The sequence below is a fragment of the Pseudoalteromonas piscicida genome, assembly GCF_000238315.3.
Taxonomy (GTDB): Bacteria; Pseudomonadota; Gammaproteobacteria; order Enterobacterales; family Alteromonadaceae; genus Pseudoalteromonas; species Pseudoalteromonas piscicida.
Window position 1 is genome coordinate 3,523,022 of the sequence record NZ_CP011924.1, and the last position, 19,423, is coordinate 3,542,444.

Annotated in this window: 20 protein-coding genes and 3 tRNA genes; 12 read left to right on the top strand and 11 right to left on the bottom strand. The window is 44.0% G+C overall.

The window, feature by feature from the left end; translation table 11 throughout:
• Positions 1–79 precede the first annotated feature (79 nt).
• Together PPIS_RS16030 and PPIS_RS16035 are read left to right on the top strand one after the other, a co-directional pair.
• Complete coding sequence (locus tag PPIS_RS16030; RefSeq protein ID WP_010374501.1) at positions 80–451, top strand: hypothetical protein; 372 nt, start codon at positions 80–82, stop codon at positions 449–451.
• Positions 452–2,785: a fatty acid cis/trans isomerase gene (locus PPIS_RS16035; protein ID WP_010374502.1), complete on the top strand. Its 2,334-nt coding sequence runs from the start codon at positions 452–454 to the stop codon at positions 2,783–2,785.
• Between the two features lie 37 nt (positions 2,786–2,822).
• Here PPIS_RS16035 and PPIS_RS16040 read toward each other — a convergent pair whose 3' ends face one another.
• Positions 2,823–3,449, bottom strand: a complete 627-nt coding sequence (locus tag PPIS_RS16040; RefSeq protein WP_010374504.1) for a peroxiredoxin-like family protein — start codon at positions 3,447–3,449, stop codon at positions 2,823–2,825.
• 114 nt (positions 3,450–3,563) lie between these two features.
• On the opposite strand from PPIS_RS16040, the gene PPIS_RS16045 reads away from it, so the two are divergent.
• Complete coding sequence (locus PPIS_RS16045) at positions 3,564–4,184, top strand: dUTP diphosphatase (protein WP_010374506.1); 621 nt, start codon at positions 3,564–3,566, stop codon at positions 4,182–4,184.
• Here PPIS_RS16045 and yrfG read toward each other — a convergent pair.
• Positions 4,181–4,840: a GMP/IMP nucleotidase gene (gene yrfG / locus PPIS_RS16050; protein WP_010374509.1), complete on the bottom strand. Its 660-nt coding sequence runs from the start codon at positions 4,838–4,840 to the stop codon at positions 4,181–4,183. The two genes, PPIS_RS16045 and yrfG, sit on opposite strands and share 4 nt — an antisense overlap.
• Positions 4,841–4,901: 61 nt before the next feature.
• On the opposite strand from yrfG, the gene nudE reads away from it, so the two are divergent.
• The 6 genes from nudE (at position 4,902) to PPIS_RS16080 (ending at position 9,069) form a co-directional block, all read left to right on the top strand.
• A complete protein-coding gene (nudE, locus tag PPIS_RS16055) occupies positions 4,902–5,465 on the top strand; it encodes an ADP compounds hydrolase NudE (protein ID WP_010374511.1) in 564 nt (187 codons plus the stop codon).
• A 1-nt stretch (position 5,466) separates the two neighbouring features.
• A complete protein-coding gene (gene cysQ, locus PPIS_RS16060) occupies positions 5,467–6,270 on the top strand; it encodes a 3'(2'),5'-bisphosphate nucleotidase CysQ (protein ID WP_010374513.1) in 804 nt (267 codons plus the stop codon).
• A 240-nt stretch (positions 6,271–6,510) separates the two neighbouring features.
• Positions 6,511–6,587, top strand: a tRNA-Met gene (locus tag PPIS_RS16065).
• Positions 6,588–6,752: 165 nt separating this feature from the next.
• Positions 6,753–6,829: transfer RNA gene (locus tag PPIS_RS16070), tRNA-Met, on the top strand.
• 165 nt (positions 6,830–6,994) lie between these two features.
• A tRNA-Met gene (locus tag PPIS_RS16075) sits at positions 6,995–7,071 on the top strand.
• A 408-nt stretch (positions 7,072–7,479) separates the two neighbouring features.
• Complete coding sequence (locus PPIS_RS16080; RefSeq protein WP_010374515.1) at positions 7,480–9,069, top strand: methyl-accepting chemotaxis protein; 1,590 nt, start codon at positions 7,480–7,482, stop codon at positions 9,067–9,069.
• 94 nt (positions 9,070–9,163) lie between these two features.
• Here PPIS_RS16080 and PPIS_RS16085 read toward each other — a convergent pair whose 3' ends face one another.
• From PPIS_RS16085 to PPIS_RS16105, 6 genes are all read right to left on the bottom strand, one after another.
• A complete protein-coding gene (locus PPIS_RS16085) occupies positions 9,164–10,348 on the bottom strand; it encodes a dipeptidase (protein WP_010374519.1) in 1,185 nt (394 codons plus the stop codon).
• A 105-nt stretch (positions 10,349–10,453) separates the two neighbouring features.
• Positions 10,454–10,699: a YheU family protein gene (locus PPIS_RS16090; RefSeq protein ID WP_010374521.1), complete on the bottom strand. Its 246-nt coding sequence runs from the start codon at positions 10,697–10,699 to the stop codon at positions 10,454–10,456.
• Position 10,700: 1 nt separating this feature from the next.
• Complete coding sequence (locus PPIS_RS16095) at positions 10,701–11,708, bottom strand: hydrolase (RefSeq protein ID WP_010374523.1); 1,008 nt, start codon at positions 11,706–11,708, stop codon at positions 10,701–10,703.
• A gap of 247 nt (positions 11,709–11,955) precedes the next feature.
• On the bottom strand, positions 11,956–12,102 hold the full coding sequence (locus PPIS_RS25170; RefSeq protein WP_010374526.1) for a hypothetical protein: 147 nt from the start codon (positions 12,100–12,102) through the stop codon (positions 11,956–11,958).
• Between the two features lie 173 nt (positions 12,103–12,275).
• Positions 12,276–12,725, bottom strand: coding sequence for a TIGR02444 family protein (locus tag PPIS_RS16100; protein ID WP_010374528.1), 450 nt, complete (start codon positions 12,723–12,725; stop codon positions 12,276–12,278).
• Positions 12,719–14,647: an ATP-binding cassette domain-containing protein gene (locus PPIS_RS16105; RefSeq protein ID WP_010374529.1), complete on the bottom strand. Its 1,929-nt coding sequence runs from the start codon at positions 14,645–14,647 to the stop codon at positions 12,719–12,721. Before PPIS_RS16105 ends, PPIS_RS16100 begins: the two co-directional genes overlap by 7 nt.
• 130 nt (positions 14,648–14,777) lie before the next feature.
• Here PPIS_RS16105 and PPIS_RS16110 point away from each other — a divergent pair, with 130 nt between their 5' ends.
• Positions 14,778–14,978 (top strand): YheV family putative zinc ribbon protein, encoded by a 201-nt coding sequence (locus PPIS_RS16110; protein ID WP_010374531.1) that lies wholly within the window; start codon positions 14,778–14,780, stop codon positions 14,976–14,978.
• Positions 14,979–15,006: 28 nt separating this feature from the next.
• Here the strand turns inward: PPIS_RS16110 and PPIS_RS16115 are convergent, their stop codons facing one another.
• Both PPIS_RS16115 and PPIS_RS16120 read right to left on the bottom strand, forming a co-directional pair.
• Positions 15,007–15,219 (bottom strand): SlyX family protein, encoded by a 213-nt coding sequence (locus PPIS_RS16115; RefSeq protein ID WP_010374533.1) that lies wholly within the window; start codon positions 15,217–15,219, stop codon positions 15,007–15,009.
• Positions 15,216–16,229, bottom strand: coding sequence for a WD40 repeat domain-containing protein (locus PPIS_RS16120; RefSeq protein ID WP_010374537.1), 1,014 nt, complete (start codon positions 16,227–16,229; stop codon positions 15,216–15,218). Before PPIS_RS16120 ends, PPIS_RS16115 begins: the two co-directional genes overlap by 4 nt.
• Before the next feature lie 268 nt (positions 16,230–16,497).
• On the opposite strand from PPIS_RS16120, the gene fkpA reads away from it, so the two are divergent.
• On the top strand, positions 16,498–17,250 hold the full coding sequence (fkpA, locus tag PPIS_RS16125; RefSeq protein WP_026001096.1) for an FKBP-type peptidyl-prolyl cis-trans isomerase: 753 nt from the start codon (positions 16,498–16,500) through the stop codon (positions 17,248–17,250).
• A 76-nt stretch (positions 17,251–17,326) separates the two neighbouring features.
• Here fkpA and PPIS_RS16130 read toward each other — a convergent pair whose 3' ends face one another.
• Positions 17,327–17,797 carry an Rsd/AlgQ family anti-sigma factor gene (locus PPIS_RS16130; protein ID WP_010374541.1) on the bottom strand — a complete coding sequence of 157 codons (471 nt, stop codon included), beginning with the start codon at positions 17,795–17,797 and terminating at the stop codon, positions 17,327–17,329.
• Positions 17,798–18,263: 466 nt separating this feature from the next.
• On the opposite strand from PPIS_RS16130, the gene hemE reads away from it, so the two are divergent.
• Positions 18,264–19,328 (top strand): uroporphyrinogen decarboxylase, encoded by a 1,065-nt coding sequence (gene hemE, locus PPIS_RS16135; protein WP_010374544.1) that lies wholly within the window; start codon positions 18,264–18,266, stop codon positions 19,326–19,328.
• Positions 19,329–19,423 lie beyond the last annotated feature (95 nt).

Below are 19,423 nucleotides of genomic sequence, written 5' to 3' on the forward strand. Positions count from 1 at the left end.
GGCGCATCGTCGCCCCCTTTTCAGCCATCAGCCATCTAACTGTGCTAATATAAAGCAAATACTCAGATGGTAACCTTTGATGGAATTACAACAAGATACCCCATTGTCACTGCCGCTTTTTTTGTTAGACGACAACATCGAGAATCGTGATATCGACTCTCCAGATGCTGAAGTATCAGTGATGTTGAGTGAGAACCTCCTTGCTCATTTGTGCCAAAACCCAAAAGAAGATGAGAATATTAGCTTGCATATTGATGACTATGCGCTCAACAACATCAGTACGACAGTGACTGAGTTGATAGGGGCAGAGCATCAGTTGCAATTGCTCATTAATCGCGGGCCTATTCTCAGTGCTGTGCTGAGCACCAGTAGCGATGCATTATTTGTCTCGCCTCCAGTAGAAATGATGCCGACTTTTGATCTTGGGCTGGATGACGACGAGGGCGAGTAAATGTCTAAACGTGTACTGTTTTGTGCGGTGGTTGTCGCCGTGCTTTCTGGATGTGTGGCTTTGGGTGTGTCTAAATATGATGATATGTTTGGACCAGAGCAACCCCAAGCACGAATCGAACAATATCACCAAGGCGGTGCACGTTACTTACAAAGCGTGAAGCCCATTTTGGAGTCGCGTTGTGTGGTTTGTCATGGTTGTTATGATGCACCTTGCCAGCTCAAACTGTCATCTCCAGAAGGAATAGATAGGGGATTGTCGAAGGAATTAGTGTATGACGGCACGCGGTTGTTAGCTCAAACACCAACCCGGCTGTTGTTTGACGCCCAAACTACGACACAGTGGCGTGAGCGTGGTTTTACCCCAGTGCTGAATGAGCGCAATCAATCTGAATACAGCAACCTAGCTGGAAGTGTGCTTTATAATAGCTTGCTGTTAAAAATGTCTCATCGTTTTCCTGAGCAAGGCATCTTGGGTAAAGAGTTTGATTTCTCTTTAGATAGAACGCAGTCTTGCCCAACCATGGATGAATTTTCTACCCTTGCGAAACAACAGCCTCATGCGGGTATGCCCTACGGCTTACCAGCGCTCACGCAGGATGAATTCAAAACCTTGGAAGCATGGCTGCAAAGTGGCAGTAAAATGAGCCAGATTGCGAAGCCAAGTATTGCAGCACAAAAAGAAGTGAAGAAGTGGGAACAATTTCTTAATCAGGACTCGAATAAACACCGCCTTGCCGCGCGTTATATATTTGAGCATTGGTATTTAGCCCATATCCACTTCCCTCATCTGGATGACCCCGCGTTTTTCCAATTGGTACGCTCAAGCACACCGCCTGGTCAGCCAATCGCGCTGGTGAGCTCGGTGCGTCCGTTTGACGATCCTGAGATCGATAGGGTGTATTATCGATTGATGCAAGTGCGCAGTACTATTTTGTCAAAAACTCACATGCCACTGGCATTGAACGACGCTAAGCTATCACGGTTACATCAGCAATTTTATGCAGCGGATTATCACGTGGATGAACTGCCAGGTTATGAGCCAGAGCTTGCAGCAAACCCATTTAAGGTATTCAAAGATATTCCGGTCAATTCTCGTTATCAATTTATGCTGGATGAGGCCGAGTTAATTGTAAAAGGCTTTATCAAAGGCCCTGTATGCCGAGGTCAAATAGCGCTTAACGTCATTAACGACCATTTTTGGGTGGCGTTTGTTGATCCTGAAAAAAATAGCAATGAAGCGGTGAACCAGCTGCTGCTTAAACATGATGAAGATTTGGTGCTACCTGCGGCTGAGCAAAGTAATGCGTTACCGCTTTCCAGTTGGGCTAAATACGCTACTAAGCAGCAGGATTACTTACGTGCTAAAACTGAGCTTGCAGATAAGATGTTTGCCGATGGGCAGCGTCTCAATATGGACTTGATTTGGCGTGGTGAGGGGGAAAACCCGAATGCAGCATTAACTATCTTCCGTCATTTTGACAGCGCAACGGTGGTTAAAGGTTTTATTGGTCAGCCTCCCAAAACAGCTTGGGTATTAGACTATGCCTTGTTCGAGCGCATTCACTACTTACTGGTGGCGGGTTTTGATGTGTATGGCAACATTGGTCATCAGCTGATCACACGCTTATATATGGACTTCTTGAGGCTTGAAGGTGAGCAAAACTTTTTAAATTTACTGCCACTTAGTCATCGTCAGGAAATTAAACGCTATTGGTATCGTAAGTCACACTTGAGTTTAAGTGAGTTTATCAATCGTAAATCACTAATCGGTGCGCCAACGGGGATAAAATACGAAACGGACGATCCAAAGCAAGAGCTGTATGACAAACTGCATGCTGTGCTTAAACCCGTTCTAAATCGGGATTATGACTATCAAGCCGTAGGCAAGCCACTGCAGGCACTCAATAGCATGTCCGTTAGGGCGATTAATTTGCTTCCTCAGGTCTCGTTTATTATTACTAAACAAAGCGACGGTTCACATCAAGCGTTCTCGCTATTACACCATAATGCTCACTACAACATCTCCAGTTTGTTAAATGAAGAAGGGCAAAGAGCTTATACAGAAGACACTGCGACGATTGTGCCAGGCTTTATCGGAGATTACCCAGAGGCAATTTGGTATTTAGAAAGCGAGGCAGCACAAGAGGACTTCGTCTCATCATTTAGCCACATGAATAGTGAGTCGGATTACCGAGCGCTACGAGCGAAATACGGGATCCGCAGGACTCACCCAGAGTTTTGGCGTTACAGTGATTTGATCCACGATATTGCCAAGCAAACACGTGGCGTTGAATATGGCTTATTTGATTATAACCGGTTAGAAAATCGCTAAAAATGGAGTCTTCGGACTCCATTTTTATGTGCTTTTCCTATAGTTGACTCGCGGCTTTTACCGCAGCTAGTAGCACACTTTCATCCAATCTCACTTTGTAATTTGGGTTTGCGTATTGAAATTGGATCAAGCCCTTCTTATCGACTACAAATACCGCCGGCACCGGCAAGGCAACTTTATCGTTCCCCTCAAAATCAACAAAATTTACGCCCAACTTGTTGCGATAAGCAAGGGCTGTTTTATCATCTAGGAAATAGGCGAGACCTAACGCTTGGCTCATCCGCATTTCGTTATCAGACAACAGTTGGTAGTGAGGGGATTCAATTGTACTTTTTGCCAGTGCCTCAGGTGAGTCTGGTGCGATAGCAATAATTTGTGCCCCCATTTTAACAAGCTGTGGTTCAATTTCTTGGATCCCCGCGAGCTGTCTTGAACAGTATGGACACCAGCCACCACGATAAATCACCAGTACGGTGATATTTTCTTTATAGCGTGTCGCGAGGTCGACAGTTTTACCTGACTTATCTTTGAGTTGTAATGCAGGGGCATCAATGCCGGGAAGGAGTGGGCTCACTTGCTCAGGTGCTGCGGCGATATTGGTGATTTCAGCTGCGCTGACAAAGGCTGAGCAAACCAAAGCGAGCGATAAAATAAAATGACGCATAAAAAGTTCCTAGGGTTTCAAGTTGATATCGACTCAGAAGACCTAAGCGCTGGCGAAAATCTTTCACTTCGGTATGATATCGCTCGTAATTGATTTCCATGAAGAGAGAGCACAATGTCTGCAAACATCACTAAGCTTGTGGTTATGCTAGAAATGCAACATGCCATGAACACCAAAGTACACCAACAATGGTTTGAACAAGGGTTTGAATGGTACCGCGCAATTTGGGTTGAGTGTGCAGAAATGCTAGATCACTACGGTTGGAAATGGTGGAAAAAGCAAACGCCAGATACTGAGCAAGTGATTTTAGAGCTAGTGGATATTTTTCATTTTGGCTTGTCTTTACGTATCGATGGCGAAACGTCATTTGAGCAACTAGCGACTCAGTTAGAAGCTCAATTGGCAAAGCCGACTACCGCAGAAGACTTCAAGGAAACCCTTGAATTGCTTGCAAGTGCGGCTGTGACCAAACGCGAATTTGATGCCCATGCGTTTGCGGGATGTATGCAGCAAGTCGGGATGTCTATTGATGACCTATACCGTGGATATGTCGGTAAAAACACGCTTAACTTCTTCCGTCAAGACCATGGCTATAAAGATGGTTCTTATATCAAGGTATGGAATGGCCAAGAAGATAACGAACACTTAGTCGAAGTGGTAAAAAGTCTAGATACAGCGCACCCAGACTTTAAAACACACGTGTACGACGGCTTAAAAGCTCGCTACCCAGCTTAATCTATAATAGGTAGCAAGGTACGGTAATCGGAGACTGAAAGATATTCAGTGATCTCTCGCTCTGGTTGCCGACTGTCAGGGTTAGCAACGGCAAGCAAATGGCCAATACCAAATTCTTTCGCAGCATTTAACACGCTAATGCTATCGTCCACAAATAAAGTGCGGGACTTATCAAAGCCCAAATCACGCTCTACCTGTTGCCACAATATCTGACTTTCCTTACTTACGCCATATTCATGGGTTGAAACCAATTTGTCGAGATACTTATCGAATTGGGTACGCTCAATTTTCAAACTTAGGCTGTTTGGGTGAGCGTTGGTCAACAAGATAAGCTGTTTTCCACTCTTTCTTAAGGCCTCTAAAAACGCTGGTACATCCTCACGAATTGAGATCAAGTGTTGCACTTCACGTTTAAGCTCCATAATGGGTAGCTGTAGTTGCTCCTGCCAATAATCTAGGCAATACCATTCTATCTGGCCCATTACCGCGTCATAACGCGCGAGGATGTCGGCCCTTGCAGCCTCAAGGGTTAAGCCTTGACGTTTTGCGTGTGCCTTAGGCACGACGTCGAGAAAAAAGTGATTATCAAAATGGAGGTCGAGTAATGTGCCATCCATATCTAACAAAACGGTATCGATATTTGACCAATTTAGCATAGGCATTTAACTTCAAAGGCTTTATGATTAGGTTATTCGCCATGATAGCAAATAATGATCTATGTCACATAAAAAGCATCCCACACCACCAGAAATTTTAGCTTGCGACGTCGTGGCTAAAAGCAAATTATTCACGGTAGAAGCACTTTCGTTATCTTTTTCAAATGGCGAGCAACGAGAATACGAAAGAGTTCGTGGCGGTGGTCGTGGCGCAGTAATGATCGTGCCCATAACTGCTGATAATGAGCTATTATTAGTGAGAGAATACTGTGCAGGAACACATGACTATCAACTCGGCTTTCCCAAAGGGCTAATTGACCCTGGCGAAACCCCGGTGGAAGCGGGTAACCGAGAGCTAAAAGAAGAAGTGGGTTTTGGTGCAAATGCTTTCTCTGAACTCAAAATAGTGTCACTGGCACCGAGTTACTTTAATGCCAAAATGCATATTTTGGTCGCTAGTGAACTTTACCCTGAGCAGCTTGAAGGTGATGAGCCAGAGCCACTGGTAGTAGTGAAGTGGCCGCTAGATAAACTATATGACCTGTTACATCAAGAGGACTTTACCGAAGCAAGAAGTGTCGCGGCACTACTGTTATTAAAAGCACATTTGAATTTGGAGGCGTAAATTGCAGTCCTATTTAGAGCCTTGCATCGCACTGGCACAACGTGCCGGTGAAGCCATTATGGCAATTTATCAAGCCGATGATATTGGTAAAAAAGAAAAGTCTGACCACACTCCAGTCACTGCCGCAGATTTGGCATCTAATGAGATCTTAATGGCGGGTCTTGCTGAAATAGCACCTGACATTCCGGTAATGTCTGAGGAAACACCAATTCCACCATTGAGTGAGCGACAAAGTTGGCAGCGCTACTGGTTACTCGATCCTATGGATGGCACTGGGGAGTTTATTCTTGAAAGCGGTGACTTTGCCGTCAATATTGCGCTAATCGAAAATAATCATCCTGTGTTAGGCGTCATTTACTGGCCATCTCAAGGGCTGACATATTACGCGAGCAAAGATGAAGGTGCGTTTAAACGTAGTGACTCAGGCGAAAGTAAACGTATTTTCGTCTCGCCACGAGAAACGCTGACATTGGCAGTAAGTCGCAGACAAAAGCTTGAAGCGGTAAGTCAGTACTTAAATAGTCAGTTCGACACTGTGGCACTTGGGTCATGTTCATTAAAAGCCTGCATTATCGCAGAAGGTAAGGCGGATTGTTTTTTACGAGTAGGGCCAACGGGAGAGTGGGATACTGGCGCGTCACAAATCATCGTCGAAGAAGCCGGAGGTTGTATTACCGATGCTGAGTTTAACCCGCTGACCTACAATCGACGAGAAACTACCGAAAACCCAGACTTTATTGTTATGGGGCATCCCGATTGGCAATGGCAAAAGTTGATCAGTCCACATCATCGAACGATAGAATAAATAACGGTTTAAGTTGAAGGTTGTGGGATTTTTGCGCACTTGAATTGTTTTAAGCATTAAATCCCTTGCAATAAAATTTTAATCCATTATTATAGCGGCCTCTTGAAAGGGAAGTCCTTTTTAAGAGTTTACAGGCGCGGGATGGAGCAGAACGATAAATCATTCGTCGAGCTCGCTAAACCTGAAAAGAATCGAAGGTCGTCGGTACCCGACGAAGAATAGATTCAAAAAATATACAGGCGCGGGATGGAGCAGCCTGGTAGCTCGTCGGGCTCATAACCCGAAGGTCGTCGGTTCAAATCCGGCTCCCGCAACCAACATTGGTTGGATGTATAAAGTCTCAAGTACAAGACTTAAAATTAAGTACAAATACAGGCGCGGGATGGAGCAGAATGATAAATCATTCGTCAGACTCGCTAAACCTGGAAAGAATCGAAGGTCGTCGGTCCCCGACGAAGAATAGATTCACATAAATATACAGGCGCGGGATGGAGCAGCCTGGTAGCTCGTCGGGCTCATAACCCGAAGGTCGTCGGTTCAAATCCGGCTCCCGCAACCAACATTTGTTGGATGTATAAAGTCTCAAGTACAAGACTCAAAATTAAGTACAAATACAGGCGCGGGATGGAGCAGAATGATAAATCATTCGTCAGACTCGCTAAACCTGGAAAGAATCGAAGGTCGTCGGTCCCCGACGAAGAATAGATTCACATAAATATACAGGCGCGGGATGGAGCAGCCTGGTAGCTCGTCGGGCTCATAACCCGAAGGTCGTCGGTTCAAATCCGGCTCCCGCAACCAATTTTTAATTGGACTGCATAATCTAAAGAACTACTCCGAAATTCGTCGGTTCACTCTTCATAGGTTAATGGCTCCCGTAACCAATTCTTAATTGGACTGCATAATCTAAAGAACTACTCCGAAATTCGTCGGTTCACTCTTCATAAGTTAATGGCTCCCGTAACCAATTCTTAATTGGACTGTAGAATCTAAAGAACTACTCCAAAACTAGTCGGTTCACTCTTCATAAATTAGCCGCTCTTGCAAACACTTCTTAATTGGTTTGAAATCTAAGTATTTACTCTCTAGGTCATCGCCCCAATTTTCATCTTTTCCGCATTAAATTCGGTAGCTATACGCTGCGAATATTTGTCTATAAATCTTTATATGGTCTAGGCTTTTACTATCTCTTATTTGAGGTGTATGAAGATGGATTTACATAGTATTCGAGTCAAAAGTTCATTGCCAACGGCTATGTTGACGATCGTGCTGCTATTTGTGTTTTTTGGTTTTTCAGTGTTGCTCAATAAAGTGCAATCGGCACTTGAGATCCAAACTGAAAACTATTTAAAAGCCGTGTCAGTGGTACTCAATGCGGATAGAGACTTTTATCAAGCTCAAGAAGCCTACCTTAAATTATTAGCGGGTGAAGATAAGTGGGCGGATTTTGAAGAAAACGCCGAGCAGGTGAAACAACGCTATCAAAAGTATCTTCAGTTTATGTCACTCCACCAGAGTGAACTTGGTAGTTTTGCAACTTTTGATGCGGACTTTCAAAGTTGGTATCGCGTGACGGTGGCGAGTATTAAAACACCGACTGATAAAGCGCTTCAAACTGAGTCGGCTAAGTTATTTGGTGCAGTTCGTGATGTGCTTGATAAAGCAGGTGAATTAGCCGATGGAAAATCGGCTGCAAGTCGTGCGGTAGTCGTTTCTGAGGTTACTCAGATAAAGTGGGGACTTGGCGTTGGTGCCTTGCTCCTACTTGGTATTGCTTGTTGGATTGCTTATCGGATCCCTCGTCAGTTAGCAAAGCAGATAAATTTTGTGTCGGATAGGATCTCTGAAATTGCCTCTGGGGACGGAGACTTAACAGGTCGTATTGAAATCAAAGGAAATGATGAGTTTGCAAAGCTGTCGCTAAACTTTAATCATTTTCTCGAAAGTTTACAGGCGATGGTTACAGCACTTGTGAAAGATGGTGGCGAGCTGTCGAGTTTGTCGTCAAAACTCAGTCATTATGCTACACAGTGCCATGACTTAATCGACTCGCTTGGTAAGTCATCACATACCATTGTTAGCGCGGTACATCAGCTAAGTCACTCAAGCCAAGAAGTCTCGTCGGTGGCAGAAAACTCATTGAAAGAGGCTGAAGCTTCACATCGCTACGCAGCACAAGGTAAAACGGTGTTGGCAGATTCAAAACAAAAAATCACTCATCTTGCTGATAATATGGAAACGGCACTCTCCAGTTCGTTAGCTTTACAAAAAAACTCTGAAAACATTACGCAAGTGCTCGATGTTATTCGCGGGATCGCTGAGCAAACCAATTTATTAGCGCTCAACGCGGCAATTGAAGCGGCAAGAGCAGGTGAACAAGGTCGCGGATTTGCAGTGGTAGCTGACGAGGTTAGGTCACTGGCCACTCGAACACAAGACAGCACTAATGATATTCAGAAGATGTTGGAAGCATTCTCACATAGCGTAGAGGACTCACAAAAGACCATTGAAGATGGTAAGCAGTATGTTGATGTTGCAGTAGAAAGTTTTACGAAGGCAACGGAGCTATTAGAGTTAATTGCACAAAGTGCGGTGAAAGTGACGGAGCTTTCTGAGCAAACCGCTCATGCGACTCAGCAGCAAAATGCAGTATCTACAGAGATTAGCAGTAATCTGACCGATTTAAATGACAGAACATTGGATGGCGAGCGGTTGTCAGGAGAAACACACCAAATTTCGGATGATGTGCTGCGAGTCACCAGTAAGTTGGTGGATGAATTATCTCAGTTTAAAGTCTAAGGTATTGTATGGTGTGCCGTGCGGCACACCTTATGAAATAAGAGGTTTGAACAGTTATTTAACCTGAGGTTTGGATAAGGGATGTGCTAACAGGTTATTTAGCAAACTTCTTTGCGTAAGCTTCGGCTTGTTTCCACACGCGCAGGGTATTGCCACCTAAAATCTTTTTGATATCAGCATCGCTGTAGCCTCTATCCAAAAGACCTTGCACAAGATTTGGATACGTTGACACGTCTTTTAGGCCAACTGGTAGTGAGTCACCCACACCATCGTAATCTGAACCAATCCCTACGTGATCTATCCCTATCAACTTAACGACGTGATCAATGTGATCTAGCACTTGATCAAGCGTGGCAAATGGGAACGGATTTTTTGCTCTAAACGCCGCTCTAAAGTCGGTGCGATCTTTGTCTTTAGCTTCTTTTTGTGCTTCGTCACGCTTGTCATACCAAGCACCTGCTTTTGCCGTCACAAAGCTCGAACCAAAGTTAATTTGGATCACACCGCCATTTTTTGCCAAGGCTTTGAGCATTTCGTCATCCATATTGCGCTCGAATCCTGGGGTGTATTTGCGCAGGGATGAATGTGAAGCAACGACCGGTACCTTTGAAATATCCATAACCTGATAAAAGGCGTCATCGGAAATATGTGATACATCAATGAGCATACCAATTTTGTTCATTTCAACCACAAGCTCTTTACCAAATGGGCTTAAGCCTTTCCATTTGCGGCGTACGTCATAAGATGAGTCAGAAATATGGTTGCTTTGCGAGTGTGCTAAGGTGATGTAGCGTACGCCACGGTCATAAAAATGCTTAAGGTTTTTCATCTCACCTTCAATGGGCGAGCCATTTTCCATGCCCATTGCGATAGACATAATACCATTGTCAAATTGCGCATAAATATCGTCGGTATTGTAAGCCATTGCAAATTTATCTGGTGCGCGATGTGCTAAGGCTTCCATACCGTCAATCAGTTGATTGGCGAGTTGATAGCTTTTACCTTTACCTTCAAATTCTAAATTAGCAGGAATATAAATAGACATAAATGGCGCATTAAGACCGCCTTTGACCGCGCGAGGATAGTCAAAATCACCGCCTTCGGTTGCTTGGCTAACATCATCCCATTTACTTTGGATGCGATATGGAACGTCGATGTGTGTATCAATTAGGATGTTATCGTGAGCGAGTTTAACTGCGCGCTCAGAGGCTTTGTATTCAGTTGCATTAGCGGTAGAAACAGCCAGCGCTAGGGCGCAAAGAGCAGTGCCGAGCTTCATAAAATTGCCTTTCCTTTATAGTTATAGAAATTTGATTGTAACAACTCCTGTCACTACGACAACTGTTTACGATTAGTGCTGAATGTAAAGAAAGCTGAAGGTTTTTTAATACTCGTAATCTTCTTGCGCTTGCATGGCTTGAAACTGCTGCTTACTCACAATATTCACAGATTCATGTAATTCCGAGAAAACGATCAGTGCTTCTCCGGATTTTAGCTGTGCTTTCACTTGCGCGACTTTGCTCTCGGTACAGACTTCAGTATCGCCATAGTCTGTTCCTTCACGCAGTACATAGTGTTCAATAAGGTTGTCTAGCGTCTCTTGCGGAAGTTGTTGATAGGGAATGAGCATACTACTTAGCCTTACTATAAATTTGCTGTAAATATTGTGGGATAACGCTTTCTAGCCAAAACCTAGGTTTAAAGGGATTACTTCCCGAAATAAATCCTACGTGACCACCGTGCGGACTCACTGCGAGCGTCACCGGTGAGTTAACCTGAGCGGCTGTAGGCACGGCTTGTGATGATAGCATGGGGTCATCTTCGGCGTGGATCAGGAGTGTTGGTGTCGTGATCTGGGTTAAGTAGGGCTGCGAACTTGCTTGTGCGTAATAGTCTTCCGCGCCGTTAAAACCATGCAGCGGAGCCGTTATCTTATCGTCAAATTGCCATAGGTCATCAATGGCATAAAGGGCAGGCTTGTCTATCCTAATTTGCGACTGGATGGTGTCTAGCTTACGTGAAAAAGACTTCTTCATCCTGTCTAGCAAGTATTTTTGATAGAGTTTAAAACAGCTCTTCCTGATCACCTGGCAAGAGGAAGAAAGGTGATAAGGCGCTGAGACAACGACGCCAGCTTCAAGACCGCTTTGCGATTTGGTTTCTCCCAAGTATTTGGCAAGTACATTGCCACCGAGCGAGAAACCAACCGCAAATAATGGCCGTTTAGGAAAACGGGATTTTAGCGTGTCTATAAAAAAGCCAAGATCTGAGGTTTCGCCGCTATGATAAGCTCTGGCTTGGCGATTTACTTCACGTGAGCAGTTGCGAAAGTGCATCAGTACGGCGTCAAAACCATGGTGTACCAACGCTTTTAATAGGCCTTTTGCATAAAAGCTGTTGATATTGCCTTCTAGCCCATGCAATACCACAACCAGCGGTGCCGATTTATCGCCGTGTTTTGCCCATGCAAGTTCTAAAAAGTCATCGTCTGGTGTGTCTAGTGTTTCATAGTCGACGGGCACCTGTAATCTCGGCCTAAAGAATCGCGGTAGTATGGTTTGGGCATGGCGGTTGCGCATCCACCAAGCGGGTTTAAATTCGTAATTATCGGCTGTTATTGTTTTCATGGCTTGATTCATAATAGAAACTGCGTCTTTTTGACGGTTGCTCGCAAAGCAAAGAAAGGAAGCTATCCAGTTGCAAAACACGTTTTAGCCAGTTTAACGTATTATCAGTTGAGGGTTAAGCAAATAAAAAGCACCCGACCAGTAAACTGATAAGGTGCTTTGTGCGTCGTGCTTAATTCTGCAAGTTGGGGAACTACGTCGAGCCGATCTTCTACTACTTATTCTTCAATCGCCCCAAGGTAATACATTTAAATCTGTTCTATTGTTCGTTAGGTACTTCAGCGTCCATGACTTTTTTAATGAAAAAGTAGACGTAATAACAGCACAGCAAAATTACAATCCCTAAAAAGCCAAAAGACAGAAACAACACAGGGTCGGAAAAAAAGTCTCTAAAGAATACGTTCATGGCTGTGCCTCCTAATTTGTCGATGAGTAAATAGTAGTGGAGGTCTGAGGGACTTGATATGATCAAGATCAAGTTTCAATCCTGAGTGAAATTAAACCTAGGCAAAGGCTTGATCTCGATCAGGTTCTATATCTAAGTTGGGTAAATAACAGGGCTTATATTGATTTAATGGTTTAGAAGTCAGTCGTATTGAATAAAGCGTCGTACTCACTCTGACTCAAATAGAGCAGCACATTGCTACATGATTGCAGTGGCACAAATGAAAAGCGCTTTAATGTCTCCAGCAATAACGCTTGTTGGCGCTTTTCAAGCTCAAGCTCTGCAGTCAGCATCGCTGAACGCAACTTTTTATAGTCTTGGTAGTCTTGATGATGTGCTTTTAGGGTGTTGCGGATCGCGCGTTGAGGTTGTAACACCGCTTGGTCAAATTGCTTAGCAGTATTTACCAGTGAGGCTAGGGTGTCGGGGGTAATCGTCAGTGCTAAAGTGTCTAGGTAACAAAGTAACAAACACAGGTTGATATTTTTGCCTGCAGCATCTTGCAAATTCAGCAGCCGCGATTGCATTTGCGGGCGGCTGTAGAATTCACAGGCAAACTGCCAAAAGTCTTCACGACTTAGCATATCTCTCCAGTCTCATCGAAATGGTTTTGCTTTTCTTCTAACTCTTCCAGTGCCATTAATAAGTTTTCTTCTGTGTCATTAAGCTCTGGGGTTATCTTGGCTTGTTTTGCCAGTAAGTCACTTAATTTTGCTTTGTTCTCGTCCGTGTATAGGCTGTTGTCAGCCAAAGCTTGCTCAATTTCGTCTGCTTGTTCAGTGAGCTGGTCGAGCTGTTTTTCGAGCTTTTCAATCGACTTTTTCAACGGCTGAATGGTTTTTCTGAATTCGGCTTCAAGACGCTTTTGCTCTTTACGATTGGCATTAGAGTTTTGCTTTGGTTCAGACTCGGAGCCACTTGGTTTCGCTTGCTCTTTATTGGCATTCATGAGCCATTGGTAATAAGCATCTAAGTCATAGCCGAACTGAGAAACGGTTCCATTATCAACTAAATAGTACTCGTCAGCGGTATTTTTCAGCATGTGGCGATCGTGGGAAACCGTGACCATTGCACCCTCAAAACCTTGCAAGGCCATCACAAGTGCGTGTCGCATTTCTAAATCTAGGTGGTTGGTCGGTTCATCGAGCAATAGCAAGTTCGGTTTTTGATACACCAACATTGCTAGTACGAGTCGTGCTTTTTCGCCACCAGAAAACGGCGCAACGGGTTCGAGGGCCTTATCACCATGAAAAGCAAAACCGCCCAAGAAATCACGAATAAGCTGCTCTGGTACTTTAGGGTCTAGACGTTGAATATGGGTAACCGCACTGGCCTCAAGATCGAGAGACTCAAGCTGATGCTGAGCAAAATAGCCTACATTTAATCCTTGGTGTTGGAACACTTCACCAGCTTGTGGGGTTAAATCGCCGGCAAGTAACTTGATTAGGGTCGATTTACCAGCGCCGTTACGGCCAAGTAACGCAATACGGCTACCTGGGACCAGATTAAGCTTGATGTCATGCAAAATGGTAACGTCACCATAGCCCGCTTTGGCTTGCTCTAGTGTCATCAATGGATTAGGCAAGCTCGTTGGATCTGCAAATTCAAAATTAAATGGTGAATCTGCATGAGCGGGCGCGAGCATTTCCATGCGTTCAAGGGCCTTCACACGACTTTGCGCTTGTTTTGCTTTACTCGCTTTCGCTTTAAAGCGGGTAATAAACTTCTCTAAATGTGCAATCGTTTCTTGTTGCTTCTCGTAAAGCGCTTGGTGCTGTGCCATGCGCTCTGCTTTTTGACGCTCAAACTGAGAATAGTGACCTTTATAGACGTTGATCTGCTGTTGGTCGATATGCCAAATCTCGCCAACAACCGCATCTAAAAATTCGCGGTCGTGAGAAATAAGCACTAATGTACCCTGATAGGCGCGCAAAAAGCGTTCTAGCCAATAAACAGCGTCCAAATCCAAGTGGTTGGTTGGCTCATCCAAAAGCAATAAATCGGCATCGCGGATCAGCGCTTGCGCAAGGTTCAAGCGCATGCGCCAACCACCAGAAAAGTCGCTAACGGCAAACTCAATCTGTTCATTGCTAAAACCAAGGCCATGGAGTAGTTCACCCGCTTTGGCTTCAATACTATACCCTTTGATGTTCTCTAGCTGTTGGTGTGCTTTTGCTTGTAGTTCACCATCACCGTCCCGCTCCGCTTGTTGCAGCTGCGTTCTCAATACATAGTATTCGGGGTGCCCCTGTAGCACATATTCGAGGGCGCTACTGGAGAGTGCTGGGGTTTCTTGTTTTACCGATGCAATAGACCAATCTTTTGGAATAGAAAAATCACCTGAATCGAGTTGCAGCTCACCTTTTAGCAGCGCAAAGAGAGATGATTTACCACAGCTATTGGCACCGACTAGGCCCGCCTTATGTTGTGGATAAAGCGTTGCATTTGCTTGTTTTAGCAGTGTTTTACTGCCACGAAGTAGCTCGATATCAGAAAGTTGGATCATAATTCTAAAAGTCTGTCTAAATTGCGCGCATCATAGCATGGATCCAATCCCTTACTCCAAGCGTATCATGACAAATAAAATTAGGATAAAATGACAAACCTTAAACTCGGTGTTCATTAGAGGTGTAGAGTTGAAAGTTAAGAAGCGTTTTATTGCAGGGGCAAGTTGTCCAGAATGCCAAAAAATCGACGTAATGATGCTCTACAAAGAGCATGATGTTGAAAAAGTTGAATGTGTTGAGTGTGGCCACGTAATGTCACAGCCGAAAGACGCGGTACAGGCTTCTACACGCCAGTTTGAGCAAGTTATTGGGGTATTCAAACCGGAGTGAGTGCTCACCCCGGTTTTCAATTTATTTGTTAGTAGTGCGGTGGTGGTGGCTCTTGATGTTGAGGCATTAAACCTGGGTCGCGGCCTTCCTTCATTTTCTCTGCCAATAGCTCAATTTGTCGTTGCATTTTAGCCAAGCGCTGCTGATGTGCCTTTAGCTCTTCATTTAAGGTTTCGATTGTATCTTCTTGAAAGGCAAGCTTAGCCTCAAGCTCAGTAATTCTGTTTTCGATTTCGTTCATGGCTTTTTCACCTGCGCAAATTTTTCCAGTAGTCCGCTGGAACTTTCGGTTAACAATGCAGTGTCTTGGTCTTGAAAAGCAACGTCAAATACAACCGCAGACTTGGGGCGGCTGCCTTCTCGGGGTTGTACACGCCAAGTTTGCAATCGTTCGCCATCACTCACTTGCCATAAAATAAGCTCGCGGTTAGGTGAGCCGGTAGCCAAGAGCGTTGCGTCTTGATTAAAGCGCACTGCACTGAAAATTTTCTGGCGAGCAATATACTGTAATTGTGCTTTGAGATCACCAGAAGTTAATTGCCAAATACTCGCTTTTTTCATGCTATCTGCGGTAAAAGCAAATCTTCCTTGGTCATCTAATGCAACTTTGGTCACGCGACTTGGGTGGTTAAAGCGGTGGATCACTTGCCCCGTTCTAGTATCCCAAAAGTAAGCGGTATAGTCGTTGCCTCCGGTTAAGGCAAAGTGACCATTGGGAGACATGGCAATAGAATTGATATTTTCTTGATGTCCAAGGAACTCTATCCGCCTTCCACTCTCTAAGTCGAGGTGAACGACAACGTTATCACTGCGGGCATAGAGTAAATATCGGCCCGCATTGCTAATTGCGATATCTCGAATAGTGCCAGACTCGATCTCAAAATATCCTAGGTTTTGACCGCTTTCGATGCTCCAGATGGCGAATGTTTTATCAGTGGCAGTGACGGCCGTGGAGTTGTCATTAGCTAAAGCCAGTGAGTGAATGAGATCGTCGGGGGCATCAGAGTGACGCCATTGAAATTTGAGGCCTTGCTCTTGATTATCCCAAAGTACGGCCCCATGCTCTATGGAAGAAACAAGGCTGTAGTGACCGTCCGCAGAGATAGCAGCAGAAAATGCGCCTCTGCTGGCATGTTCTACGGTCAGAACGGCTTTTGAAGTGTCAGGGCCACAGCCGGTTAAGGTGAAGCAACTGAGCATCGCGCATGCAAAGAGGAGGCTTGTCCACTTAATGTTGACGAGTTTGACCATAAATTAGGTAAATCCTCCTTAACTCCAAAGTCTACAACAGGTAGACTAAAGGCACTAAAAACAAGATATTATTTTGATATTAGCGTATTAAAAGCGTAATGTCGTTACGCGATAATGGCAAGCAAATGCATATTGGCATTCTGATCAGAGAATGTTAATGTGGCTAGCACCTTTTCTTATTAATATAAAATTTACAATGGCACCGCATATCAAGCTCTCTTGCGCGAGCATTGGTGTTTTGATAGTAGGGACTGTCGGAGAGTTGAGAATGAAACAGACGATTAAACTGTCACTCGTTGCTGCTTCAGTGTTAGCACTAGTAGCGTGTAATAAAAAAGCAGAAGAGCAGAAGCCTGCTGAAGTTAAGCTAGATACAGAAGTGCAACAGCAAGCATACGGTATCGGTGCTTCAGTTGGTAACTTCTTGCAAAAAGACTTAGCGGATAAAAAAGAGCTAGGTATTGAACTTGATCAAGAGTTACTCATGCGTGGTTTTAAAGACGCATTGGCTGGTGAAGCTAAGCTGGATGAAGCAAAAATTCGTGAAGTACTCACTTCACTAGATTCTTCTGTTCGTGAAAAGCAAGCTGCTAAAGTTGAAGCTGACGCGAAGAAAAATAAAGAAGAAGGCGATAAGTACCTAGCTGAGAACGCGAAGAAAGAAGGCGTCCAGGTAACTGAGTCAGGTCTTCAGTATGAAGTGCTAAGCGAAGGTGATGGGAAAAAGCCAGTTGCAACAGACAAGGTGACAGTACATTATAAAGGTACTTTGTTAGATGGTTCTGAGTTCGATAGCTCTTACGCACGTAATGAGCCTGCCACTTTCAACCTAAATCAAGTTATTGCAGGTTGGACTGAAGGTCTACAGTTAATGAACACTGGCGCTAAGTATAAGTTTACGATTCCTGCGGAGCTTGCATACGGCACTCGTAACCTTGGTAAAATTCCAGCAAACTCAACACTGGTATTTGAAGTTGAACTGCTAGGTATCGAAGACGAAGCTGAAGAAGCTGCTGAATAATTTGGCAGTGTCCGTAAAGAAAAAGGTGAGATAGCTATCTCACCTTTTTTTATATTTTGGTGCCCGCAAATTTAGACTATTCAGTGTGATTAGAATAAAGGTTATCGATCAGCTCATCTTCCAATTGGAAGCGTAACTCAAGCGTTTCACCTAACACAGACAGGTCGTTATCGAAGTCTGTTAATTCTTGTGTTTCTTGATTTACTTCAGCGTATTTGTCGTTGAAATCAAGTGCGGTATCAGTCGTATCTGTGATCCGAGGGTACAGTGACTGAGCCAGTTTTGCGCTTTCAGGGCCTTTTTCTTGGCAGGCCTCAACAATGTTGTCATAAATTTCAAAATGACCAGCTGAAAGATAGTCCATCAAAATCTGGCAGAATGACTGAATGTCAACTTGCTCAGGAAGTGCTTTACCATTTCGAGTTGGTGAGCATCCTGCAACTTTATAATATAAAACCAATAGTTCCTGACGCTCTGCTAACCATGCATCAATTACACTATGGCTGCCTCCCCATTTCTGTTGGGCTTGTTCTAACTGCGAAAGCATAGTGATTCTCCTTAAGCGGGTTACCTACCTCTATGGAAAGGGAAACGGGGCAAAAGGTCAACCAATTTTTTCTGTAAAAGCGTAAAAAGATCAAAAGATTATTGGTTTGATTATCGGGAATGTTAACAAATTCAGGAGGATAAAAATAAAAAAACCACCGAGAGAAACTCAAGGTGGTTCAAAATAGCAGTTTAGCTTGTTGCGTAATGTTGTTATTTTTCTAATTGAAGGTGTTTTGTTGTTATTTTTCTAACGCGGTAATTTTATACCAACCTTTTAATCGTGTTGCAAACAGTTTAATCGCTTGTTTCGGTAATTTTTACACAAGCTTATGAATTTGTTCCTAATAAAGTGAGGTTTAATCTAGATCATAACGAGGCGCAGGCAAGGATAGTTTAGATAGTGCCCATGTGCACTTAGTGATACAATCCGCACAATTGAATTTAAGTATTGGAATAGAGACGCTATGAGCGAATTAAAAAACGATCGTTATTTACGAGCGCTATTAAAACAACCAGTTGACGTCACACCAGTATGGATGATGCGCCAAGCTGGTCGTTATCTACCAGAGTATCGTGCCACCAGAGCACAAGCTGGTGACTTTATGAGCCTTTGTAAAAATGCAGAACTGGCATGTGAAGTGACATTACAGCCGCTGCGTCGTTATCCACTAGATGCGGCGATTCTGTTTAGCGATATTTTGACTATTCCAGATGCAATGGGACTTGGGCTTTACTTTGAAACTGGTGAAGGTCCAAAGTTTGAGCGTCCTATCCAATCGTTAGACGATGTTAAAAAGCTACCAAAATTAGATCCAACCGATGAGCTTGGTTATGTAATGAATGCGGTGAGCACAATTCGTCGTGAGCTTAAAGGTGAAGTACCACTTATTGGTTTCTCCGGCTCACCATGGACGCTAGCGACTTACATGATTGAAGGCGGTAGCAGCAAAACATTCGGTAAGATTAAAAAGATGGCGTTTGCGGAGCCGCAGACACTGCACCTACTGCTAGATAAAGTGGCTGATTCGGTTATCGACTACCTAAATGCGCAAGTAAAAGCTGGTGCTCAGTCGCTAATGATCTTCGACTCTTGGGGTGGAGTATTAAGCCCGCGTGACTACAAAGAGTTTTCACTACAATATATGCACAAAATTGTAGATGGCCTGATCCGTGAAAATGACGGTCGTAAAGTACCTGTGACATTATTCACGAAGAACGGCGGTCAATGGATTGAAGCGATTGCAGCCACTGGATGTGATGCAGTTGGCCTTGATTGGACGATTGATATCGCCGATGCAAAACGTCGTGTAGGCGATAAAGTCGCACTACAAGGTAATATGGATCCTTCAATGCTACACGGTACCCATGAGCGTATTCGTGAAGAAGTTCAGCATATCTTAGCTGGCTTTGGTGAAGGTAATGGTCACGTATTTAACCTAGGTCATGGCATTACGCCTGATGTTGACCCTGAAAATGCAGGTGTTTTCATCAATGCGGTTCACGAATTTAGCCGTCAATATCACAAGTAATTTAAGTTTGAACTTAAACTTAAAATAGCAAAGAGCGCTTATTGAAGCGCTCTTTTTGTTTTTGAAATGTATTTTGTTTCGGTAATTTTTACACA